The organism is Mesorhizobium sp. ORM8.1, assembly GCF_053005525.2.
This window is the reverse complement of the sequence record NZ_CM132600.1, coordinates 4,981,211-5,003,530: the sequence shown is the minus strand read 5'-3', so window position 1 is coordinate 5,003,530 and position 22,320 is coordinate 4,981,211. Positions and strand designations below refer to the sequence as shown.

Below are 22,320 nucleotides of genomic sequence, written 5' to 3'. Positions count from 1 at the left end.
CTAGGGCCCGCCTGGTCCGCCAGGGCCGGAGCCGCCAGGACCGCCGGGGCCGCCGGGACCACCTTTCGGTTGGCCGCCGGGTGCTCCGGGGCCACCTGGTACACCGGGCCCTGCGGGAGGCTGACCGCCAGGTTGGCCTGGCGCGTGCATAGCGGGATTTCGATCGCGCGAAGCCGAGACGATGTTGCCGGTTCGATCGACCCCGACCGTGAGAAACACTCGCACGGCGCCGTTCGCTTTCGGGCTGCCGCCCTGATCATCGACGGCGACACCCAGGCCTGATTCAAGGCGACGTCCCATACGCTGCAGAAAAGTCTCGTAGAGAACGCTGGCGACATCGGCCTGCGGAATGGGGGCTTCTGCTTCGAGGCTGGTGACCCTGTACGCGCCACCGACTTTGGCCAGCCGTGCCTGAACGCGCCGGTTTGCAAACCCGGATGATTCCAGTCCGACCTTGAGTCGTGCCACCCGCAACGAGCCGGATTTGGCGACGGCCAGACCCCGGACAAGGAAATGCGTTTCGTGCGGTCTGGCCTCCAGCAGGCCCGCGACGATCGTCCCATCAGGCCGGCGAATGCCGTAGACGGCGACGATGTCGCCCTTGCCGACCTCCAGGCCCTTTGAGATGACGCCGATGTCGACGGTCTGTCCGAGCACCCGGATCGAACCGGCGTTCACACGCTCGACGGGCCCGACGACCTCGCTGGTGACATGGATCGCGCGTGTGACGACGCGGCCTGCCTCCTGGGTTACGGCAACCCGCACCACGTGCCCTACCTTCAGGCTGCTTGTGGCGACGCGGACATCGTCCACCCACACCGGCACGTCTCGAGGGTACGCGACCCGCACGTCATTGACGAAGATGCTGCCGAAGCGCTGGATGGTTCCGACTATTCCGGTGCCGCCGATGCCGTGATCGTTGTCTGTCCCGGCCGTCCAGCCGGTACCGCCGATCCCATGATCCTTCGATGGTTCCGTGGCTCTTGCAAGAATACTCCAAAATGCCGCCGGCACGGCGGCGCCAAGCATCAGAAAGCTGCGCCTCGTCGGCTTCATGCGCCCGCTCATCAGGCCTCTCCGCCGGCAGGCTTCCGCGGGGACGCGTCTTCGGCGACAGCCGATGCGTCTTCCGAAGTAAGGATATAGACGCCGCAATTCCACCGGCTGGTCCCGCCGGGATCGCTCTTGACGGCCTGGTTGGCATGCTTGTTGAGATGGATCAGGGTCTCGACCATGACCTTGCGGCTGTAAGCCTCCAGTGATCTGGCCAGCTCTTCGGACAGCCCGTCATAGTGGACGGCGCGCTCGATGAAGGGCGGATCGTCGGCGAGCACGTTTGCGACGGCGGCGGCGGCATGATCCTGGAGATTTCGCGCCAGGTAGTAGAGCCGGACCTCACCGTCACCGCGTGGCACCATTGCCGCTTCCATCAGGACGATCCGGTCCTTGTCGTCGATCTCGACAAGCCCGCGGTCGAGCCAATCGTCCAGCACCGCTCTCGGCCGCAGATCGCGGGTCACCGATTCCACAAGGCCGACGAACGATACCTCTCCGGTCTCGCCGGTTCGCGGCAGCGGCAGCGGCACGCCGTTGGCATCGACAAACGACGGATCGGCAAGCCAGCGCGCGACAATCGCGCTGGTCCTGGAAACGGACTCGGGTACGGTTCTGACCGGAGCACCCGCCCCCTCAGCCGGCTGACCTCCTTTCGGTGAACACCCGTCAGCAGGCTGACCCTGCTGTCCGTCTGCTGCTTGTCGGACAGCGCAAATTCATGCTCGGCGACATTGACGTAAAGCTGCCGCAACAGATCGACGAATGCCGGAAACGTCACGCCGCATTTGATGGCCAGCCGCACCAGAGGGCGCAGAACCCGGTTCAACGCGCTCTGGACTCCGGTGGCATCCAGATATTGCCCCGTCGATCTGTTCATGGCGTCCTTCACTTGCCGATTACGAGATCGGCCCTCCATCCCTCGGAACTTCCTGGTGAAAATAGCCCGTGGGAAATGCTGCCACAAGGGACGCGCGCTCGAAGAGAAAGCGGTTCGCGTTCTTCAATTGACTTGTGTGAAATTTTCCCACAGATTTGGTCGGCTGTCAGCAGATTTGGGCGATCGGGATGAGCGGGTCCTGTCAAAGGAGAGATTTTTGAGAAAGCCGTACACCAAACCAACCATCGTCAGAACCGAAGGCCGGTTGGAGGAAACACAAGTCGATGGCCACGACTGGGCCCGCGCTGCCAGGCAAAGATCCCTTGAAACGGGAAATCGGGCCTCAGGCGCCGCCGCGCCGCAAAGCAACGACATCGACCTTATTTCCATAACCGCGAAGCTTGTATCGTCATACGTCTCGAACAATGCCTTGCCTGCCGCAGAACTCCCCGCCTTCCTCGGCAGGATCCATACGTGCCTCAGGTTCATTTCCGGCGAGGTTTCCAGGATGGAGGTCGACGACCCACAGTCATTCGTTCCCGTCAAAAGATCCGTCACGCCCGATTTCATCATTTGCCTGGAGGACGGCAAACGCTTGAAATCGTTGAAGCGGTATATTGCGGTACAGTACGGCCTGACACCGGACCAATATCGCAGGAAGTGGAACCTGCCCTTCAACTACCCGATGGTGGCGCCAAATTATTCCGCCACCCGCTCGAGGCTCGCCAAGTCCATGGGTCTCGGCCGAAAGACGAAATAGCGGTACGCACGGCTTCGTCGCCTACGCGGCTGAACTCCCCTGCTCCGCCTCTGCCGCATTCGGATCGCCTGGCGACGTCGCCCAGGCGAGCTCCACCATCGTCACCGTGCGCCGACCGGCGCCGTCGACCTGGCAGACGATGAGGCCCTGCTCCTCGATATAATCGAGCAGCCGGCGGGCGCGGCGCAGCGAATGCGAACCGTAGGCGCGCGCGATGGCAGCATCGCTAGGACAAGGCCAGCCTTCCTTGGCGGCCCGCGCGATCATCATGAACACGCCTTGCATGTCCTCGGGCAGCAGCGAGGCGCGCACCGAGACATCCCGCCAGGCGTCGTCCTCGGCCATGTCGGAACCGACACCGGCGCGGGCGCGGGTCAGCATGCGGCGGAACTCCGCAAGGTCGGGCACCACGGAAGCGAGCCCTTCGATGCGGCAGCGGACCACGAACTCCTGGTAGAGCACGCCGATGACGCGGAACCCGGCGTCGGGCTCGGACAGGATGGCGCGCAGGATGCGGTCCATCCGCTCGCGCCGCTCGGCGAGATCTTCCGCGCTCAGGCGCGGCTCCGCCGGCTCGGGACGCATGTCCAGCGGCGCGGCCTTGGCGGCCATCAACTGGTCGAGCAGATCGGGCGAAGTCCGCCGTTGCGGCCTGACCGCATCCGGCGGCGGCGCCGCCAGGATGATCGCGCGCGCATCCTCAAGTGCGGCCCCGGGCATCGGCATCAGTCGCGGCGTGCCGTTGCGCGGGCTGGTTTCGGTCTGGCCGATGCGCACGCCGAGCGGGCGGCGCGAAAGCGCCGGCCCGAGCGCCATGAAATGCCCGCGCTCGAGGTCGCGAAAAGCCTCTGCCTGCCGCCGCTCCATGCCGAGCAGGTCGGCGGCGCGCGCCATGTCGATGTCGAGGAAGGTGCGGCCCATGAGGAAGTTGGAGGCTTCCGCAGCGACATTCTTGGCAAGCTTCGCCAGGCGCTGCGTGGCGATGATGCCGGCAAGCCCGCGCTTGCGGCCGCGGCACATCAGATTGGTCATCGCGCCGAGCGAAAGCTTACGCGCCTCGTCCGACACGTCGCCGGCCACCGCCGGCGCGAAGAGCTGCGCCTCGTCGACCACGACCAGCATCGGATACCAATGGTCGCGCGCGACGTCGAACAGTCCGCCGAGGAAGGCGGCGGCGCGCCGCATCTGGTTCTCGGCGTCGAGCCCTTCGAGATTGAGCACTGTCGAGACGCGATGGATGCGCGCCCGCTCGCCGGCCGCCTGCAGGCCGCGCTCTGTGTGCTCCTCGGCATCGATCACCAGATGGCCGTAACGCTCGCCGAGCGAGACGAAGTCGCCTTCGGGATCGATGATGGTCTGCTGCACCCATGGCGCGCTCTGCTCGAGCAGGCGACGCAACAGATGCGACTTGCCGGAGCCCGAATTACCCTGCACCAGCAGGCGGGTCGCCAGCAATTCCTCAAGGTCCAGCGCCGCCGGCCCACCGGCCGACGTCTGCCCCATCTCGATCGCAACGGTCATATTTCGACTCGGGTTAATCTCTGCGCCCGGACGGGGTTATCAACCCGAGGACGATGCGTCGAGCGCGTCGGAGCTGGACGGCCGATGTTCCACACCTATCGGCCAGTTGGCGGCAGGCTGTCGGCAATCATACTGGTCGGACCACCATTTCGCTGGCGCAATCTAACCTTTGGCGTATCATTCCTGTCGGGAGGGTTCATGGCAGGAGGAAGCCAATGAACGTCGCTGCGGAAGTGCCCGTCATCGATCCGACGGTTCAAGATCTTGTTTCGTCTGCTCTTTCGAAATTCCGCGCCGGCGACACCGTCTCGACCCGCGCCATGCTCGATGCCATCCGCCGTTCCGATCCGGCCTGCGAGGACAGTGACGACCACCTGGTCGAGCTCGTTGTCATGGCGGCAATTGGTAAGACCATGGGCGTCGTGTTCGACCACCGCTCACCGGACTAACGCTCCGCGCGGCTTGCTTAGTTTGCCTCTGACAGGTGGTTCCCTCCTTCAAGGCCGTCGCGCACTAGGATCTGTTGAGATTCAGGTCAGGCCGAGTCGAAAGTGGTGACTTCCGAGAACCGGAGCGGAGCGTACTACGGTACGCGAGCACCGGAAGCACAGGAAGACGCTACTTGCAGGCCGGGCTCACCTGAATATCGACAGATCCGCTAGCTTCCCAGGGGATGCGGCATATAACCGACGAAGCCGGCGATCTTCCAGCGACCGCCGACCTTGCGGCAGAAATAAAGCGTCTGCCATTTCAGCCTGTCGACGCCGCCGTCGGCCTTGGCGATCGAACCATCGAATTTCTTGTGCAGCACCGCGCGATCACCGTCGACATCGATGTCGCGCAAATTGGTGACACGGAAAATGGCCTCACGCAGCGGCTCGGCGAATGTCGTCGCCGCTGTCTCCTTGGCCTGCCGCAGCCATTCGTCGCGATAGACGTCCAGCCTCGGGAATTGCAGGCGCCAAGCATCGGCGTTGGCGAGGAAATGCGCGTGCATGCCGAAGAAGCTTTCGGCGATGAAATCATCTTCGACCATCGACCAGTCCTGGCTCAGGAATGCGTCGATGTCGCGCCGCACCAGCATTTCCCACAGCGCATGGCGATCGGCATCGCCTTCCGGAAACGGGTTCTTGTCGAAAGTCATCCTGGCCATCCCTCTCGCAAGCAATTCCAGGAAAGTGAGTAGCGGTTAAGTTCGGCGACTTCGCCGTAACTCTCCGCCCGGAATTGCGTAAAACAAACAGCGCGCCGTCCGTCGCAACGGTTTCGCGGCGCAAGATGCTCAGGCTTTTGTAATAAAGCAACATGGATTTCGAAAAAATGTTGCTTTCCAACAGAAGCTCTATGAGGATCACGGCGACCGGCATGGACGGCTATGAGAACCGTTTCCCAAATCGACCGTAGGAGGCCATTTTGCCCAAACAGTGTTTCGGAACCTCGCATGTTCCGCTCTCGCCCGCCGTGCGTGCCGGCGACTTCGTCTATGTCTCGGGCCAGGTGCCGGTCGGCAGCGACGGGCTGGTCGTCAAGGGCGGCATTTCCGAGCAGGCCGAACAGGTGCTGCAGAACGTCAAGGCCGCTTTGGCGCTGGCCGGCTGCACGATGGACGATGTGGTCAAGACCACCGTCTGGCTCGAGGACGCCCGCGATTTCGGCGGCTTCAACGCTGTCTATGCCAGGCATTTTCCGAAGGATCCGCCGGCGCGCACGACGGTGGAGTCGCGCCTGATGATCGACATCAAGATCGAAGTCGAGGCCGTAGCCTACCGGCCGGTCTGATCGACGAGCGATAGTGGAGGATCTGGCGATGCAGTTCGATCTCCTGATCAAGGGCGGGCGCCTCATCGACCCCGCGTCCGGCCAGGACGCGCCGCGCGATGTCGCGATTGCCAACGGCCGCGTTGCCGCGATCGAGGCAGCCATTGATGCCGAACACGCCGCGCAAGTGATCGATGCGCGCGACTGCATAGTCACGCCCGGCCTCGTCGACCTGCACAGCCACGTCTACTGGGGCGGCACCTCGCTCGGCGTCGATGCCGACCGGCTTGCCGCCAAGAGCGGCACCACGACCTTCGTCGACGCCGGCAGCGCCGGCGCCGGCAATTTCCTTGGCTTCCGCCGCCACGTCATCGAGCGCTCGAAGGTCCGCATCCTCGCTTACGTCAACATCTCGTTTGCCGGCATTTTCGGCTTCTCGAACACGGTGTCGGTCGGCGAGTGCAGCGACCTCAGGCTTTGCGAACCGCGTGAAACGGTTGCCGCGGTGCGCGAGCATGCCGACGTTGTCGTCGGCGTCAAGGTGCGCTCCGGCAAGCATGCCGGCGGCGCCAGTGGCATCGCCCCGGTCGACCTTGCGCTTGAAGCCGCCGACAAGGCCGGTCTGCCACTGATGGCGCATATCGACGAGCCGCCGCCCGGCCGCTCGGAAGTGCTGCCGCGCTTACGCCGCGGCGATATCCTCACCCACTGCTTCCGGCCGTTTCCCAACGCGCCGGTCTTTGCTTCCGGCGCGGTGCGGCCGGACATGCGCCTGGCGCGCGAGCGCGGCGTCATCTTCGACATCGGCCACGGCATGGGCTCTTTCGATTTCGAGGTGGCGAAAGCTATGCTGGCCGAAGGCCTGGCGCCCGACGTCATCTCCAGCGACGTCCATCTCTACTGCGTCGACGGCCCGGCCTTCGACATCCTGGTTTGCATGTCGAAGCTGATGGCGCTCGGCATGCCGCTGGTCGAGGTGCTGCGCGCGGCAACGCAGAACCCGGCTGAGGCGATCGCCAGGCCGGAGCTCGGCACGCTCAAGGTTGGCGGCATTGGCGATGTCGCGGTGCTCAAGGTGAAGCCGGGGCGCTTCACCTTCGTCGACGCGGTCGGCGCGGCGTTGATTGCGGACCAGCGGCTGGTCTCGGAGGGCATTGCCATCGGCGGAACATGGTATCCGAACGACGCGGTCGATCATAATGAGACCGAGCGCTTCGAGCCGCATGCGCAGCATAGCCATGTCGAGATGATGGCGAAGCATTTCGGGCGTGCGTAATCTCCCCCTTGAGGGGGAGATGGCCGGCAGGCCAGAGGGGGGTCGGTCCGACCGGGCTCATCCTCCTGCGACGGACAAAGGTTGGCGCTCTACGCGCGGCGACCCCTCTGTCGCCTTCGGCGACATTTCCCCCTCAAGGGGGAGATCACCTATGCCGCGTTGCTCGGCTCGCCATAAACCGGCGTCGCAATTCCCTCCATCCGCGCCTTGATCTGCAGCGCCACGAACTTCGAGTAAAACCGCGACAGCGCCAGATTGCCGCCGTGGAACCACAGCGCGTCCTGCGCCGTCGGCTTCCACATGTTGCGCAATTCGCCCTGCCATGGACCAGGATCGCCCTTCACGCCGGAGCCGAGGCCCCAGCAGGGGCCGACCTTGTCGGCGACTTCGCGCGAGACGATGGCAGCCACCGTCTCGTTCATCGACTGGTAGCCGGTGCAGCAGACGATCGCGTCGACAGCCAATTCGCCGCCGTCTTCGAACAGGATGCCGATCGGTGTCAGCGACTTGATGCCGACACCGCTCTTGACCGCGATCTCGCCGTTCAGGATCAGCTCGCAGGCGCCGACATCGATGTAATAGCCGGAGCCGATGCGGTAGGCCTTCATCAACAGCCCGGTCTCGTCGTCGCCGAAGTCGAGGCCGAATCCGGTCTCGCCGAGGCGCTTGTAGAAATCTGCGTCGCGCGCCCGGATGACATCGTAGAGCGCCTTCTGGCCCTTCGGCACCAGCGCGAACGGCGTCGAGGCGACGATCATGTCGGCCTTGTCGGTGCTGATCCCACGCGCCAGCGCCTTCTCCGAAAAGATCTCGAAGCCGACCTCCATCAGCGTGTCGGATTTCACCACCGTCGTCGGCGAGCGTTGGACCATGGTGACCTTGGCGCCGCTTTCCCAGAGGTCGACGCTGACATCGTGGCCCGAGCTTGCCGCGCCGATCACGGCGACGCGTTTGCCGCGGAATTTCTCGCCGCTTGAATACTGGCTGGAATGCAGAAGCTCACCCTTGAAGCTGTCGGCGCCCGGCAGCTCGATCTGTCGTGGCGGGCCATAGGCGCCGGTGGCGAAGACGATATGCTTCGGCTTCAGCGCGATGCGCTGACCGACGCGGTCGACCACCACCGTCCAGACCTTTTCGGCCTCATCATAGCTGGCGCTGAGGCATTTGGTGGCGACCCAGTAATTGAGCTCCATGACGCGCGCATACATTTCCAGCCAGTCGCCCATCTTGTCCTTGGGCGTGAACACCGGCCAGTTGTCGGGGAACGGAATGTAGGGCAGATGATCGTACCAGACCGGGTCGTGCAGTACGAGCGAGCGGTAGCGGTTGCGCCAGGAATCGCCGGCGCGCGCATTCTTCTCGATGATCAGCGTCGGCACGCCGAGCTGCCTGAGCCGGGCGCCCAGCATGATGCCGCCCTGGCCGCCGCCGATGACCAGGCAATAGGGCTGCTCATGGACGCCAAGGTCGCGCGCTTCTCGGGCTCTGGTTTCAGCCCAGGTCTCGCGCTCGGGATCGGCCTTGTGGCGAATGCCGAGCGGCCGCGCCGAGCCCTTCTGCTCCTCGAACCCCTTGAGCTCGCTCATCGCCGTCAACAGTGTCCGGCAGCGTCCGTCCTTGAGGCGCAAAATGCCCTCGCCGCGCGCCACCACCGTCTCGAAGGTGAACCAGGCTTCGACGACACCGTCGTCGTTGCTTGCCTCGCCGGACAGATGCCAATGCGACGGCCGCGCGGCTGACAGGGTCGCCTTCAGCATCTCGCGGATCGCCGCCTGGCCTTCCATCGTCTTGATGTTCCATGTGAAGGTCAGCAGATCGCGCCAGTAGCAATCCTCGACGAAGAGGCCGACTGCCGCCTCGATGTCGCCAGCCTCGAGCGCCCGGCCGAAGGAGCCGAGCCATGTGGCCGCCTGTTGCGATGGTGCGATGTCGAGCATTTCCGTCCTTCCCTCCAAATATTCCACGACACGGCCAAGCTTCGTGACCATGCCGAAACACGCTTTGAGACGGTCGAGATCCAGGTCGGACCGAGTCGAAAATGATGCCCTTCCGAAAGCCGGATCGGAGCTTACCTAAAGTATATGAGCACCGGAAGCACGCGAAGCAGCCATTTGCAGGCCGACCTCATCTGAATACCGGCCGCCTCAACCTGGCATCGCCCGGCCGCGTCTGGAATCTTTATAGAATTCCTATATCTTTCCCGTCCGCCCCGTCTCGACCCTTTATGGCGATCGGGTCCATATTTCACACCAAGCATAAGTTTTCAGCGCCGCAGCCCGCGCGGCAGCGCCCATTTTCACGCGATTTTTCGGCCTGCCGATAGCGGCCTGAAAGTAGAAGCTAAAACAAGGAAACATAGCAATGGACATCATTGTTCTCGGGATGGAGCTTTTATTTTTCATCCTGTCCCTGGCTTACGTCAAAATCTGCGACAGAATCTGAACGAAGGAACCAGACTATGCTTCTCGACTATATCCTCGGCGGGGCGGTGACCTTGTTCCTGCTTGTCTACCTGACCTACGCCCTCATCCGCCCAGAACGTTTCTGATCGCACCTGGCGCCCGGCACGGAAAGCTGTTGTCATGACCCTCAACGGATGGATTCAGATCCTTCTTTACTGCGCAATCGTCCTTTTGCTGGTGAAGCCGCTCGGCGGCTATATGTACCGCGTCTTCAATGGCGGTCGCACATTCCTCTCTCGATCCTTGGCCCCGTTGAGCGGGCCCTCTATCGCATGTCAGGAACCAGTGAGAGCGAGGAGCAGCACTGGACCTCATACGCGGCCGGCATCATGTTCTTCAGCCTGACCAGCTTCCTCGCGGTCTATGTCCTGCAGCGGCTGCAGGGCGTTCTGCCCTACAATCCGGCCGGGATGTCGGCTGTCGAACCGGGCCTCGCCTTCAACACCGCCGTCTCCTTTGTCACCAACACCAACTGGCAGAATTACGGCGGCGAGAGCACGATGTCCTATCTCGTGCAGATGGCCGGCCTGACGGTGCAGAACTTCATGTCCGCCGCGGTCGGCATCTCCATCGCCGTGGCGTTGATCCGCGGCTTCGCACGCGCTTCCGGCAAGTCGATCGGCAATTTCTGGGTCGATATCACCCGCTGCACGCTCTACGTGCTGCTGCCGATGTGCATCGTGCTGACACTGGTCTATGTCTGGCTCGGCATACCGCAGACGCTTGGCCCCTATGTCGACGCCAGCACGCTCGAAGGCGCCAAGCAGACGATCGCGCTCGGCCCGGTCGCCTCGCAGGTCGCCGTCAAGATGCTCGGCACCAATGGCGGCGGCTTCTTCAACGCCAATGCCGCGCATCCTTCGAGAACCCGAACGCGATCTCCAATCTGATCCAGATGGTGACGATCTTCGCGCTCGGTGCTTCGCTAACCAACGTCTTCGGCCGCATGGTCGGCAACCAGCGCCAGGGTTGGGCGATCCTCGCCTCGATGGGCGTCCTGTTCGTCGCCGGCGTCGCCATTTGCTACTGGGCGGAAGCTGCCGGCAACCCGCTGGTCCATGCGCTCGGCATCGACGGCGGCAACATGGAAGGCAAGGAGACCCGTTTCGGCATTGCCGCGTCGGCGCTGTTCGCGGTCATCACCACCGCTGCCTCCTGCGGCGCCGTCAACGCCATGCATGACTCATTCACCGCGCTTGGCGGCTTGATCCCGATCCTCAACATGCAGCTCGGCGAAGTCATCGTCGGCGGCGTCGGCGCCGGCTTCTACGGCATCCTGATGTTCATCGTCATTGCCGTCTTCGTCGCCGGCCTGATGGTCGGGCGTACGCCGGAATATCTCGGCAAGAAGATCGAGGCCAAGGAGGTCAAGATGGCGATGCTCGCCATCCTCTGCCTGCCGTTGGCGATGCTGACTTTCACGGCCATCGCGGTCGTGCTGCCGAGCGCCGTGGCCTCGATGGCCAATGGCGGTCCGCACGGCTTCTCCGAGGTCCTCTATGCCTACACCTCGGCGGCCGCCAACAACGGCTCGGCCTTTGGCGGTCTCAGCGGCAACACGCCCTGGTACAACCTCACGCTTGGCATCACCATGTGGGTGGGCCGCTTCTTCGTCGTCATTCCAGCACTTGCCATTGCCGGCTCGCTGGCGGCCAAAAAGACGGTTCCCGCTTCCGCCGGTACGTTTCCGACCGACGGCCCCCTGTTCGTCGGACTGCTTGTCGGCGTCATCCTGATCGTCGTCGGCCTCACCTTCTTCCCGGCCCTGGCGATCGGCCCGATCGTTGAACATCTGGCAATGATCCATGGACAGACTTTCTGAGACGGCCATGCCCAAATTCACCAACATACGCTGGGGTGACCGGCGTCAACCAGACGAAGGAGGGAACGAGAAGCCTCGTCCCTTCCCGACGCTCTCAACCTTCCTCGGCATGGCAGCCGTGCTGCTCGTGCTCTGGCTGCTGGCCACCGGCCTTCCGCACCTGTTGCCGAAGACCGAGCATCCGGCGCCGTCCAACACCATTGATACTGGAGTCTCCAAATGAGCCAGTCCAAATCCGCTGTTATCGTGGATGCGGCCATCCTGGTGCCCGCCATCGGCGGCGCCTTTCGCAAGCTCAATCCGCGCACGCTGGTCAAGAACCCGGTGATGTTCGTCGTCGCCGTGGTCTCGCTGCTGACCAGCGTGCTTTTCATCCGCGATCTCATAACCGGCGGCGGCGATCTCGGCTTCACCCTGCAGATCATCATCTGGCTGTGGTTCACCGTGCTGTTTGCCAATTTCGCTGAAGCCGTCGCCGAAGGCCGCGGCAAGGCGCAGGCCGACTCGCTGCGCAAGGCGCGCACCGAGACCCAGGCCAAGCTGCTGAACGGCGAGGATCGCTCCAAGTTCAAGCTGGTGCCCGGCACCAGCCTCAAGGTCGGCGACATCGTGCTGGTCGAGGCGGGCGACATCATCCCCTCGGACGGCGAGGTGGTCGAAGGCGTGGCTTCCGTCAACGAAGCGGCGATCACCGGCGAATCCGCCCCTGTCATCCGTGAGTCCGGCGGCGACCGCTCCGCTGTCACCGGCGGCACGCAGGTGCTGTCCGACTGGATCCGCGTGCGCATCTCCGCGGCGTCCGGCCACACCTTCCTCGACCGCATGATCTCGCTGGTCGAAGGCGCCGAGCGTCAGAAGACGCCGAACGAGATCGCGCTCAATATCCTGCTTGTCGGCATGACGCTGATCTTCGTGCTGGCGACCGCCACCATCCCGAGCTTTGCCGCCTATTCCGGCGGCTACATTTCGGTGACGATCCTTGTCGCCCTGTTCGTGACGCTGATCCCGACCACGATCGGCGCGCTGCTGTCGGCCATCGGCATCGCCGGCATGGACCGACTGGTGCGCTTCAATGTGCTGGCCATGTCCGGCCGTGCCGTCGAGGCCGCCGGCGACGTCGACACGCTGCTTCTCGACAAGACCGGCACGATCACGCTCGGCAACCGTCAGGCGACCGAGTTCCGCCCGGTCAGGGGCGTCAACGAGCAGGAGCTGGCCGACGCCGCGCAGCTCGCCTCGCTTGCCGACGAAACGCCCGAGGGACGTTCGATCGTCGTGCTGGCCAAGGAGAAATACGGCATCCGCGCCCGCGACATGGCCACGCTGCATGCAACCTTCGTGCCCTTCACCGCGCAGACCCGCATGAGCGGCGTCGACATCGACGGCTCGTCGGTGCGCAAGGGCGCCGTCGACGCGGTTCTGGCCCATGTCAACCAGGCGACGGTCGCCGCCCACGGCACGCGTCCCTCCAGTGAGACGATCCGCGACCTGCAGGCCATCGCCGACGAGATCGCCAAGGCCGGCGGCACGCCGCTCGCGGTCGAGCGTGACGGCCGCCTGCTCGGCATCGTCCACCTCAAGGACATCGTCAAGGGCGGCATCGCCGAGCGTTTCGCCGAGCTGCGCAAGATGGGCATCCGCACCGTCATGATCACCGGCGACAACCCGCTGACCGCGGCCGCGATCGCCGCTGAAGCCGGTGTCGACGACTTCCTCGCCCAGGCGACGCCGGAGAACAAGCTGTCGCTGATCCGCGAGGAGCAGGCCAAGGGCAAGCTGGTCGCCATGTGCGGCGACGGCACCAACGACGCGCCGGCGCTCGCCCAGGCCGACGTCGGCGTCGCCATGAACACCGGCACGGTCGCCGCGCGCGAGGCCGGCAACATGGTCGACCTCGACAGCGATCCGACCAAGCTGATCGAGATCGTCGAGATCGGCAAGGCGCTGTTGATGACACGCGGCTCGCTGACCACCTTCTCGATCGCCAACGACGTGGCCAAGTATTTCGCCATCATCCCGGCGATGTTCGCGGTCTTCTACGTCGCGCCGGGGCAGAAAACCGGCCCTCTGCAGGCGCTCAACATCATGCATCTGGCGACGCCGCAAAGCGCCATCCTGTCGGCCATCATCTTCAACGCGCTGATCATCATCGCGCTGATCCCGCTGTCCCTGAAGGGCGTCAAGTACCGCCCGATCGGCGCCGGCGCGCTGCTCAGCCGCAACCTTCTCATCTACGGCCTTGGCGGCATCATCGTGCCGTTCATCGGCATCAAGGCGATCGACCTGATCGTCACCGCCCTCGGCCTCGCATAAGGATAATTCCGATGCTCAAGCAACTTCGACCCGCTTTGGTCATGATCGTGTTCTTCACGGTGCTGACCGGCCTGATCTATCCGATCGGCATGACCGGCATCGCCCAGGCGCTGTTTCCCAGCCAGGCCAATGGCAGCCTGATCACCAAGGACGGCAAGGTCATCGGCTCCAGCCTGATTGGCCAGGCCTTCGCCGGCGACAAGTATTTCCACGGCAGACCCTCGGCCGCCGGCAACGGCTACGATGCCAACGCCTCCGGCGGCTCCAATCTCGGCCCGACCAACCCGAAGCTGATCGAGCGCATCAAGGGCGACGCCGAGAAGCTGAAGGCGGAAAACCCGAACGCGCCGGTGCCGATGGGCCTGGTCACCACCTCGGGCAGCGGCCTCGATCCCGATGTCAGTCCCGAGGATGCCTATTTCCAGGTGCCACGCGTCGCCAAGGCCCGGGGCGTCGATGAGGCCAAGGTCAAGTCGCTGGTCGACAGCCATGTCGAGGGCCGCGAGCTCGGCGTGCTTGGCGAGCCGGCGGTCAATGTGCTGGCGCTCAACCTGGCGCTCGACGACCTGAAGTAACCCATCTACGCGCGCCGGGGATCGACACGACCCCCGGCGCAATTATGATTGGACCTGATGCCCGACGACCGAAGCAACGATTCAAGGCCCTCCCCCGACGCGCTGCTCGAGCATGCCGAGCGCGAAGGTCGCGGTCGCCTGCGCATCTTCCTGGGTGCCGCGCCCGGCGTCGGCAAGACCTACGAAATGCTGATGTCGGGCCGCGCCAGGCTGGCCGACGGCATCGACGTGGTGATCGGCATCGTCGAGACGCACGGTCGCAAGGAAACCCAGGCGCTGGTCGACGGCTATGAGCTGATCCCGCGCCGCCAGGTCGAATACAGGGGCCAGACGCTTGAGGAAATGGACATCGACGCCATTCTGAAGCGGCACCCGGCGCTGGTTCTGGTCGATGAGCTTGCCCACACCAACGCGCCCGGCAGCCGCCATCCCAAACGCTATCTCGACGTCCAGGAAATCCTGACCCAAGGCATCGACGTCTACACCACGCTCAACATCCAGCATGTCGAAAGCCTGAACGACGTCGTGGCGCAGATCACCCGCGTCAGGGTGCGTGAAACGGTTCCCGATTCCATCATCGACGAAGCCGACGACATCGAGATCATCGACCTCACCCCCGACGACCTGCTCAAGCGCCTGAAAGAGGGCAAGGTCTATTTCCCCAACACCGCGCAGCGCGCCATCGAGAATTATTTTTCGCCGGGCAATCTGACCGCGCTGCGCGAACTGGCGCTGCGCCGCACCGCCCAGCGCGTCGACGAGCAACTGCTCAACCACATGCAGTCGCATGCCATTCCGGGACCCTGGGCGGCGGGCGAGCGGGTTCTCGTCTGTGTCGACTCGCAACCTGGCGGAGCCATCCGCATCCGCTATGCGCGCAGGCTTGCCGACCGTCTGCGCGCGCCGTGGACGGCGCTGCACGTCGACACGCCTCGGCTGGCCAGCATGTCGGAAGAGGACAAGGACCGGCTGGCCAGGAACCTGCGCCTTGCCGAACAGCTCGGCGCCGAGATCACGACCATACCCGGCCAGAACGTCGCCCAGGACATCGTGCGGCACGCGACCGCCAACAACTTCACCCACATCGTCGTCGGCAGGCCGACCCGCTCGCGCTGGCGCGAACTGATCGAGGGCTCGCTGACCTATGATCTGATCCGCAACGCGGGCGATATCAGCGTCCACGTCATTTCGGGAAGCGAGCGCGACACCGATACGCCGTCGCCAAGGGTGAAGGCCGCGGCCGAGCCGAAACCCTTCCAGATCTGGCCTTATCTGTTCTCCACGGCCTATGTCGCCGGCGCGCTGGCCCTCAGCACGATCCTCGACCAGTTCCTCGATGTCCGCAATCTCGCCAGCGTCCTGCTTCTGGCGGTGCTGACCGCGGCGGTGACGTTCGGTCTGTGGCCGGCGCTTTACGCCTGTTTCCTGAGCGCGCTGGCCTTCAATTTCTTCTTTCTCGAGCCGCGTTACACGCTGACGATCAGGGATCCGGAAAGTATCGTCGCCTTTGCCGTCTTCCTCGCTGTCGCTGTCATCGCCAGCAACCTGACCGCGCGCGTGCAGCGCCAGGCGGTCGCCGCAAGGTCGCGGGCGCGCGCCACCGAGGACATCTATTCCTTCTCGAAGAAGCTCGCCGGCGCCGGCACGCTCGACGATGTGCTGTGGGCCACCGCCTTCCAGATCGCCTCGATGCTGAAGCTGCGTGTCGTGCTGCTTCTGCCGGAAAACGGCACCATCACCGTCAAGGCCGGCTACCCGCCGGACGATACGTTGGCTGACGCAGACATCGGCGCCGCCCGCTGGGCCTGGGAGCATAATCGGCCGGCCGGCCGCGGCGCCGACACACTGCCCGGCGCCAAACGCCTCTACCTCCCCTTGCGTACCGCGCGGACCGCGATCGGCGTCGTCGGCCTCGACAACGACAAGCAGGGACCGCTGCTGACGCCCGAGCAGCAGCGTCTGCTCGATGCTTTGGCCGACCAGGCGGCGGTCGCCATCGAGCGCGTCCAGCTCGTTGCCGATGTCGACCGCGCCACGCTCGCGGCCGAGGCCGACCGGCTGCGCTCGGCGCTGCTCACCTCGATCTCGCACGACCTGAAGACGCCGCTTGCGGCGATCATGGGCGCGGCCGGCACGCTGCGCGAATTCGCGCCCGCCTTGCCCGATAAGGATCGTGATGAGCTTCTGTCGACTGTTGTCGGCGAGTCGGAGCGGCTGAACCGCTTCATCGCCAATCTGCTCGACATGACCAGGATCGAGTCCGGCGCGATGGAGCCGAACTACGCGTTCCACTATGTCGGCGATATCGTCGGCTCGGCGCTCAACCGCGCCCGCAAGATCACCGCCGAGCATACGATAGAGACCGACCTTCCGTCGGATCTGCCGATGCTGAAGCTTGACCCTGTTTTATTCGAGCAGGCGCTGTTCAACCTCCTCGACAATGCCGCCAAATATGCCTCGCCCGGCTCGACCATCAGGCTGCAAGGATGGGTCGATAACGGCGCGGTCATCCTGCAGGTGATGGACGAGGGACCCGGTATCCCGCCGGAGGATCTCGAGCGTATCTTCGACACCTTCTACCGGGTGCGCAAGCGCGACCAGGTGCGCGCCGGCACCGGGCTCGGCCTGTCGATCAGCCGCGGCTTCATCGAGGCGATGGGCGGCACGATCTCGGCGGCGAATCGCACCGACCGTTCCGGCGCGATCTTCACCATCCGCATGCCTATCCCGGCCGAATTGCCTGACCTGGGCGAAGCCAGAATGGACCAGACGGCATGACCAACCAGAGCGTCTCGATCCTGGTCGTCGACGACGAGCCGCCGATCCGCAAACTGCTGCGTGTCGGCCTCGGCAGCCAGGGCTACGCGGTCTCCGAGGCGCCCAGCGCCAGGGTGGCGATCGAGCTTATGCAGTCCGAGTCACCCGATCTTATCCTGCTCGACCTCGGTCTGCCCGGCATGACCGGCCTTGAGCTGCTGGCCAAATGGCGCGGCGACGGCCTCGATATTCCGGTCGTCATCCTCTCCAGCCGCACCGACGAGGCCGGCATCGTCTCGGCACTGGAACTCGGCGCCGACGACTACGTGACAAAACCGTTCGGCATGAACGAACTGGTCGCCCGCATCCGCGTGGCGCTGCGCCACAAATTCCAGCAGCAGGGCGAAAAGCCGGTGTTCCACACCGGCGATCTCACCGTCGATCTGGTCAAGCGCATCGTCAAGGTCGAGGGCAACGAGGTGAAACTGTCGCCCAAGGAGTACGACATCCTGCGCATCCTGGTGCAGCATGCCGGCAAGGTGCTGACCCACCAGTTCATGCTGAAGCAGATCTGGGGCGACACCACCGACGTCCAGTACCTGCGCGTCTATGTGCGGCAGTTGCGGCAGAAGATCGAACAGACGCCGGACCAGCCGCGCTATATCACGACCGAGACCGGCGTCGGCTACCGCCTGCGCGAGGTTGACGCAAACGACTAGGGCGATCGGCTTTGCCGATCGCCCTTTACGAAAACCCTCTTCCCCTCAGTCCGCCGACAGGTCGGCCGTCCGCGCGAGCGCGCCGCCGAAACCGTTGAGCGAGATGGTGAAGGCGATCGGCTGTGCCGTGTCTGCGGCCGTGGCGTTGACCTTCAGCGTGGTGCCGTTCTGCAGCAACGGCGTGGTATCGGCATCGAAGGTCACCGGAACCAGGCAGCCAACGGCCTGGCAGGTGTTGAACGCCAAGGTGCCGTCCAGCTTCTTGTCGTCGATTTCCAGGGAAATGCCGTTGGCCAGAGCCAGCCCGAAGGGCAGCGCCAGCGTGCCGGCGGCGTCCTGGCCGGTCTTGGTCGTCAATTCGATGGCCAGCAGCCGCTGACCGCTCTGCTTGTTGAACTGCTGGTGCGACAGGCTGCACACCTTGTTGGTGCCGGTGATCTGGCAATTGACCGTCCAGTCGCCATGCGTTTCCGACAGCGCCGAGGCGCCGCCCGGCAGTTGCGGCTTGGCCGCCGCATCGGCGGGCTGAGCCGCGGGCGTAACCTTGTCGCTCTTGTTCTGCGCGGCAAGCGCCGTCGCCGGGAGACCGGCAATGCAGGCGGCTGTCAGCATTGCCATGAAATACGCGCGCTTCATCCTCATGAGATCCCTTCTTGGCCGCCGCCTGGGGCCAACCTAGAAGTTGACCTTGAGAGACGCGCTGACCGCGTTCTGCTTCACCGTTTTGCCGAAGGCGCCGTTATACCTGACCAACAGGCCGACACCATTGACGCCATTAAGTTCAACTCCGGCGCCGACGCGATAGAGCGGCGAATCTATTGCTTCCGTCAAGTGCAATGCCGGGTTGCCGGGCAGATTCTCCGCTGCGGCGAAGCGTCCCTCGATCTCCCATTGCTTGGTCGAGAACTCGACACCGGCCTTTCCGTAGATACGGAAACTGGCGATGTCGCTGATTGGAATATCGGTGCCAAGCTCCAGCGACGGCGTCGCGGCGTAGAACATCGAACCGCTGCCGTCGAAGTTGAACGCGGCGACCGAGCCTTCCTCCTTGCCGGAGACGTCGAGCCAGCGAACGACAGCGCCTTCAACGTGTCGTCCCGGCTGGTGGTGCCGGCGCCGGGATCCCCAGCGTCCGGGTTCGACGGTTTCTCCATGGCAAGCCGGGCTGAACGCCCTATATGAACAGCCGATACTGTGTTCATGCGGGACGTAAGTGATGTTTCGGCTTGCTTTATTGAAGGTAGTCATTTCGGCGCTGCTGACGGCATCCGCGCTCTTCATCGCGGGGTCGCAGGCTTCGGCGCAGATCGTTATCCCGACCAATCGCGACACATCGGCGGATCAGGGTCAGTTGCAGCAATTGCAGAACCGGCTGCAGCGGCAGCAATACCAGCAGCAGCAGCAATTGTATCGCGAGTTGGACCGCCAGGCCGTGCCAAAACCCCAGCCGAGCGTCCCGGTCTTCAATCCGACCTGCCGGATGGAGTCGGTCGGCAGCACGATTTCGCGTGTCTGCCGCTGACATTTCGATTTTTTCGGTTTATTAGCCGACTTACTTGCTGGCAGAATGCTGGGTTGCAGGGGCGTATTTTTAGGGTTTGCTGGCGGTAGGATTTTCGCCGTGCGCGACAGCGCACGACATCGAAGCTGCTCTCACCGGAATTTGGGATGGCAACGAAGAAGAAAGCAGTTCGCAGGGCCAAGAAGGGGCAACGGATCCGCCAGGTGGCGGCCATCCCTTTTCGTTTGCGCGAAGATGGCGGCCTTGAAGTGCTGCTGGTCACCTCACGCACGACCAGGCGCTTCATCGTGCCCAAGGGCTGGCCGATGAAGGGCAAGAGCGGACGCAAGGCGGCAACCATCGAGGCTCAGGAAGAAGCGGGCGTTCTGGGCAAGTCGCGCAAGCAGCCGGCCGGCACCTATTCCTATTGGAAGCGCATGACCAACGGGTTCATCCGCGTCGACGTCACGGTCTATCTGCTCGAGGTGACCGAGGAGCTGGCCGACTGGCAGGAAGCCGCGAACCGGCAGCGCGCCTGGCTGCCGCCGGCCGATGCTTCTTTGCTCATCGACGAGCCAGAGCTTTCGACGCTGCTCAGGGATCTGACCATCCCGGCGGCCGAGCCGGCATAGTGAATTCCCTATTCCGTGTCGTCCAGGAAGGCAGCGCCCGCGCGCCGGTGTAGGACCTGGGCAACGGCCCTTTGTTGCGGTCGCTTGGCATGCTGGACTTGGCGAACCTCGACGCGGACGCATCCTCACGGAGAAGTCGCTTTCAGCGTGCCGTGCAATTCACCGCTTGACTCACATATATCCCGATGGTTATACGTCAATCAATAGCCACTGGGTTATTGATTGAGATGACCGCTACGCATGATATGCTGTTCAGGACGCTTGCCGATCCGACGCGGCGCGCCATTTTCGAACGCCTGTGCCGTCAAGGCGAGCAGACTGTCGGCGCGCTCACCGCGCAGGCGGGCGTCTCGCAGCCGGCGGTGTCGAAGCATCTCGGCCTGCTCAAGGAAGCCGGGCTGGTGCGCGACCGCCATGAAGGCCGCCAGACCCACTACAGCGCGCAGCTCACGGCGCTTGCGCCGCTGATGGACTGGACCCGCCACATGGCGGGGTTTTGGGAAAACCGGTTCGACGACCTTGAGGAGTTGCTCAAAAGGATGGATCAATGAACGAGGCCGTAACGCGCTCCGTCATCGTCGAGCGCGAGATCCCCCACCCGCCGGAAAAGATCTGGCGTGCGCTGACGCAACCGCATCTGATCGAGGAATGGCTGATGAAGAACACCTTCAAGCCGGTCATGGATCACCGTTTCAATTTGAGCGCGGATTGGGGCGGCGTCGACTGCCAGGTACGGACCATCGAGCCTAACAGGACATTGTCCTACAGCTGGGACACCAAGGATCTCGAAAGCGTCGTCACCTGGACGCTGACGCCGACAGGCGCAGGCACGCGTCTGCGCATGGAGCAGGTCGGCTTCCGCACCGACCAGGAGCCGTATTACCGCGGCGCCACGGTCGGCTGGAAGCGGAACCTTGCGGCCCTGGAACAAGTCCTGTCGCGGATCGACTGAGGCCAAAAGCAGAGATTGCTCAGAACCACACATTTTTAGCGGGGCGGCAAACCGCAGGCGTAAGCAATGGAGATATCGAAATGAAGATCAAGCTGACCAGCATCTATGTCGACGACCAGGAGAAGGCTCTCGGCTTCTATACCGAAATCCTGGGCTTCACCAAAAAGGCCGACTTCACCAATGGACCGTTTCGCTGGCTGACCGTTACCTCGCCCGACGATCCGGACGGCACCGAACTGCAGCTGGCGCTCAACGACAATCCGGCGGCAAAAACCTACCAGCAGGCCATCTTCAAGCAAGGCCAGCCGGCACTGATGCTGTTCACCGACGACATCAAGGGCGATCACGAGCGCATCAAAGCCAATGGCGGCAGCTTTGCCATGGCGCCGACCGAGGTGACTGGCGCCACCATTGCCCAGCTCAACGATACCTGCGGCAATCTCGTTCAGCTTTCGCAGCTGGCGCGCTGGTAGGAAACCGGTCTGTCCCGGTCGTATTGCAAGGGAGGTTAGATTGGACTGGAGCAAGTGGATACGCCAGGCTCACCGCTGGCTGTCGATCATCTTCACCATCACCGTCATCGCCAACTTCGTCGCCATGGCAAAAGGCCAGCCACCGGCATGGATCGTCTATTCGCCGCTGATCCCGCTTTTCCTGCTGCTGTTTTCGGGTCTATATATGTTCGTGCTGCCTTACATAGGCAAACGGCGCAGCGGTGCGGCGCCAGAGCACGCAAGGTCGGCATGATGGCAAGAACCAAAACGTCGAATGCCGGTGCCAAGCCCTCCAGGGACGGGCCGGCGCTGCTGTCAGGTGGCAACCCGCAGATCGCCAAGGGCTATGGCGACGGACCGGTGCAGGCCTATATCGCGGCGATGCCGGGCTGGAAGAGCGACGTCGGGCGCCGGCTCGACCGGCTTATCGTGCAGGCCGTCCCCAACGTGCACAAGGCCGTGAAATGGAACTCGCCGCTTTACGGCATTGAAGGAGAAGGCTGGTTCCTCGGCATCCACTGCTTTGCCAAATACATCAAGGTGACGTTCTTTCGCGGCCTGTCGCTGGACCCGGTACCGCCGGGCCAGTCCAAGAGCAAGGACACGCGCTACCTGCACATCCACGAGGATGGCGTGCTGGACGAGGCGCAGTTCACCGCTTGGGTAAAGCAGGCGAGCCGATTGCCCGGCGAGCGCATGTGAGCAATTCCGGGAAAAGTGTGAAACGGGTCAGGCTCGGCGACTTCGCCGTAGCCTCCGTCCGGAATTGCGTGAAAACAATGAGCTAATGCATGTCGCCCAAAAGTGACCTCGGTTTTGGGAAGACGACATGCATAAAACAAAGA

At 63.7% G+C, this 22,320-nt stretch carries 23 protein-coding genes and 2 pseudogenes; 17 read left to right on the top strand and 8 right to left on the bottom strand.

Annotated elements, in window-relative coordinates; genetic code table 11:
- Both ACVDG8_RS25150 and ACVDG8_RS25145 read right to left on the bottom strand, forming a co-directional pair.
- Entirely contained in the window at positions 1–1,068 is a 1,068-nt protein-coding gene (locus ACVDG8_RS25150; RefSeq protein ID WP_447250840.1) for a DUF5666 domain-containing protein, read from the bottom strand.
- Positions 1,068–1,933: pseudogene (locus ACVDG8_RS25145) on the bottom strand (DUF6502 family protein). The gene ACVDG8_RS25150 and the pseudogene ACVDG8_RS25145 overlap by 1 nt, the downstream one beginning before the upstream one ends.
- 55 nt (positions 1,934–1,988) lie before the next feature.
- Here ACVDG8_RS25145 and ACVDG8_RS25140 point away from each other — a divergent pair.
- Positions 1,989–2,693: a MucR family transcriptional regulator gene (locus ACVDG8_RS25140; RefSeq protein WP_455707257.1), complete on the top strand. Its 705-nt coding sequence runs from the start codon at positions 1,989–1,991 to the stop codon at positions 2,691–2,693.
- Positions 2,694–2,714: 21 nt separating this feature from the next.
- Here the strand turns inward: ACVDG8_RS25140 and ACVDG8_RS25135 are convergent, their stop codons facing one another.
- Complete coding sequence (locus ACVDG8_RS25135; RefSeq protein WP_447250837.1) at positions 2,715–4,214, bottom strand: helicase HerA domain-containing protein; 1,500 nt, start codon at positions 4,212–4,214, stop codon at positions 2,715–2,717.
- 215 nt (positions 4,215–4,429) lie between these two features.
- Here ACVDG8_RS25135 and ACVDG8_RS25130 point away from each other — a divergent pair, with 215 nt between their 5' ends.
- Positions 4,430–4,663: a hypothetical protein gene (locus ACVDG8_RS25130; protein WP_447250836.1), complete on the top strand. Its 234-nt coding sequence runs from the start codon at positions 4,430–4,432 to the stop codon at positions 4,661–4,663.
- Positions 4,664–4,872: 209 nt separating this feature from the next.
- Here ACVDG8_RS25130 and ACVDG8_RS25125 read toward each other — a convergent pair whose 3' ends face one another.
- Complete coding sequence (locus ACVDG8_RS25125; protein WP_447250835.1) at positions 4,873–5,358, bottom strand: hypothetical protein; 486 nt, start codon at positions 5,356–5,358, stop codon at positions 4,873–4,875.
- A gap of 266 nt (positions 5,359–5,624) precedes the next feature.
- Between ACVDG8_RS25125 and ACVDG8_RS25120 the strand changes: the two genes are divergently transcribed.
- Together ACVDG8_RS25120 and ACVDG8_RS25115 are read left to right on the top strand one after the other, a co-directional pair.
- Positions 5,625–5,993 carry a RidA family protein gene (locus ACVDG8_RS25120; RefSeq protein ID WP_447257077.1) on the top strand — a complete coding sequence of 123 codons (369 nt, stop codon included), beginning with the start codon at positions 5,625–5,627 and terminating at the stop codon, positions 5,991–5,993.
- Positions 5,994–6,021: 28 nt separating this feature from the next.
- The gene (locus ACVDG8_RS25115) at positions 6,022–7,248 is read left to right on the top strand and encodes an amidohydrolase/deacetylase family metallohydrolase (protein ID WP_447250834.1); all 1,227 of its coding nucleotides are present in this window, start codon (positions 6,022–6,024) and stop codon (positions 7,246–7,248) included.
- A gap of 149 nt (positions 7,249–7,397) precedes the next feature.
- On the opposite strand, the gene ACVDG8_RS25110 is transcribed toward ACVDG8_RS25115, so the two are convergent.
- Positions 7,398–9,185: an NAD(P)-binding domain-containing protein gene (locus tag ACVDG8_RS25110; RefSeq protein WP_447250833.1), complete on the bottom strand. Its 1,788-nt coding sequence runs from the start codon at positions 9,183–9,185 to the stop codon at positions 7,398–7,400.
- Between the two features lie 521 nt (positions 9,186–9,706).
- Between ACVDG8_RS25110 and ACVDG8_RS25105 the strand changes: the two genes are divergently transcribed.
- The 7 genes and pseudogenes from ACVDG8_RS25105 to ACVDG8_RS25075 all read left to right on the top strand — a co-directional run bounded on the left by ACVDG8_RS25105 (position 9,707) and on the right by ACVDG8_RS25075 (position 17,896).
- Positions 9,707–9,796 (top strand): K(+)-transporting ATPase subunit F, encoded by a 90-nt coding sequence (locus ACVDG8_RS25105; protein ID WP_447250832.1) that lies wholly within the window; start codon positions 9,707–9,709, stop codon positions 9,794–9,796.
- A 34-nt stretch (positions 9,797–9,830) separates the two neighbouring features.
- Positions 9,831–11,532: pseudogene (gene kdpA, locus ACVDG8_RS25100) on the top strand (potassium-transporting ATPase subunit KdpA).
- 7 nt (positions 11,533–11,539) lie between these two features.
- Complete coding sequence (locus ACVDG8_RS25095) at positions 11,540–11,755, top strand: hypothetical protein (protein WP_447250830.1); 216 nt, start codon at positions 11,540–11,542, stop codon at positions 11,753–11,755.
- On the top strand, positions 11,752–13,845 hold the full coding sequence (gene kdpB / locus ACVDG8_RS25090; protein WP_447250829.1) for a potassium-transporting ATPase subunit KdpB: 2,094 nt from the start codon (positions 11,752–11,754) through the stop codon (positions 13,843–13,845). Before ACVDG8_RS25095 ends, kdpB begins: the two co-directional genes overlap by 4 nt.
- Positions 13,846–13,856: 11 nt before the next feature.
- Positions 13,857–14,420 carry a potassium-transporting ATPase subunit KdpC gene (gene kdpC, locus ACVDG8_RS25085; RefSeq protein WP_447250828.1) on the top strand — a complete coding sequence of 188 codons (564 nt, stop codon included), beginning with the start codon at positions 13,857–13,859 and terminating at the stop codon, positions 14,418–14,420.
- A 57-nt stretch (positions 14,421–14,477) separates the two neighbouring features.
- Entirely contained in the window at positions 14,478–17,198 is a 2,721-nt protein-coding gene (locus ACVDG8_RS25080) for a DUF4118 domain-containing protein (RefSeq protein ID WP_447250827.1), read from the top strand.
- Positions 17,195–17,896, top strand: a complete 702-nt coding sequence (locus ACVDG8_RS25075) for a response regulator transcription factor (protein ID WP_447250826.1) — start codon at positions 17,195–17,197, stop codon at positions 17,894–17,896. The genes ACVDG8_RS25080 and ACVDG8_RS25075 overlap by 4 nt, the downstream gene beginning before the upstream one ends.
- A 45-nt stretch (positions 17,897–17,941) precedes the next feature.
- On the opposite strand, the gene ACVDG8_RS25070 is transcribed toward ACVDG8_RS25075, so the two are convergent.
- Genes ACVDG8_RS25070 through ACVDG8_RS25060 form a run of 3 tightly spaced genes read right to left on the bottom strand, consistent with a single transcriptional unit; the run spans position 17,942 to position 19,301 of the window.
- Positions 17,942–18,538 (bottom strand): invasion associated locus B family protein, encoded by a 597-nt coding sequence (locus ACVDG8_RS25070; RefSeq protein WP_447250825.1) that lies wholly within the window; start codon positions 18,536–18,538, stop codon positions 17,942–17,944.
- Positions 18,539–18,571: 33 nt separating this feature from the next.
- Complete coding sequence (locus ACVDG8_RS25065) at positions 18,572–19,177, bottom strand: hypothetical protein (protein ID WP_455707256.1); 606 nt, start codon at positions 19,175–19,177, stop codon at positions 18,572–18,574.
- Positions 19,128–19,301, bottom strand: a complete 174-nt coding sequence (locus ACVDG8_RS25060) for a hypothetical protein (protein WP_455707255.1) — start codon at positions 19,299–19,301, stop codon at positions 19,128–19,130. The genes ACVDG8_RS25065 and ACVDG8_RS25060 overlap by 50 nt, the downstream gene beginning before the upstream one ends.
- A 263-nt stretch (positions 19,302–19,564) precedes the next feature.
- On the opposite strand from ACVDG8_RS25060, the gene ACVDG8_RS25055 reads away from it, so the two are divergent.
- The 6 genes from ACVDG8_RS25055 (at position 19,565) to ACVDG8_RS25030 (ending at position 22,177) form a co-directional block, all read left to right on the top strand.
- The gene (locus ACVDG8_RS25055) at positions 19,565–20,029 is read left to right on the top strand and encodes an NUDIX hydrolase (protein WP_447250822.1); all 465 of its coding nucleotides are present in this window, start codon (positions 19,565–19,567) and stop codon (positions 20,027–20,029) included.
- Positions 20,030–20,256: 227 nt separating this feature from the next.
- Complete coding sequence (locus ACVDG8_RS25050; protein ID WP_447250821.1) at positions 20,257–20,580, top strand: ArsR/SmtB family transcription factor; 324 nt, start codon at positions 20,257–20,259, stop codon at positions 20,578–20,580.
- Positions 20,577–20,981, top strand: coding sequence for an SRPBCC family protein (locus ACVDG8_RS25045; RefSeq protein ID WP_447250820.1), 405 nt, complete (start codon positions 20,577–20,579; stop codon positions 20,979–20,981). The genes ACVDG8_RS25050 and ACVDG8_RS25045 overlap by 4 nt, the downstream gene beginning before the upstream one ends.
- Before the next feature lie 80 nt (positions 20,982–21,061).
- Complete coding sequence (locus tag ACVDG8_RS25040) at positions 21,062–21,454, top strand: VOC family protein (RefSeq protein WP_447250819.1); 393 nt, start codon at positions 21,062–21,064, stop codon at positions 21,452–21,454.
- A 40-nt stretch (positions 21,455–21,494) separates the two neighbouring features.
- Positions 21,495–21,728 (top strand): hypothetical protein, encoded by a 234-nt coding sequence (locus ACVDG8_RS25035; RefSeq protein WP_447250818.1) that lies wholly within the window; start codon positions 21,495–21,497, stop codon positions 21,726–21,728.
- On the top strand, positions 21,728–22,177 hold the full coding sequence (locus tag ACVDG8_RS25030; RefSeq protein ID WP_447250817.1) for a DUF1801 domain-containing protein: 450 nt from the start codon (positions 21,728–21,730) through the stop codon (positions 22,175–22,177). The genes ACVDG8_RS25035 and ACVDG8_RS25030 overlap by 1 nt, the downstream gene beginning before the upstream one ends.
- Positions 22,178–22,320: the final 143 nt, after the last annotated feature.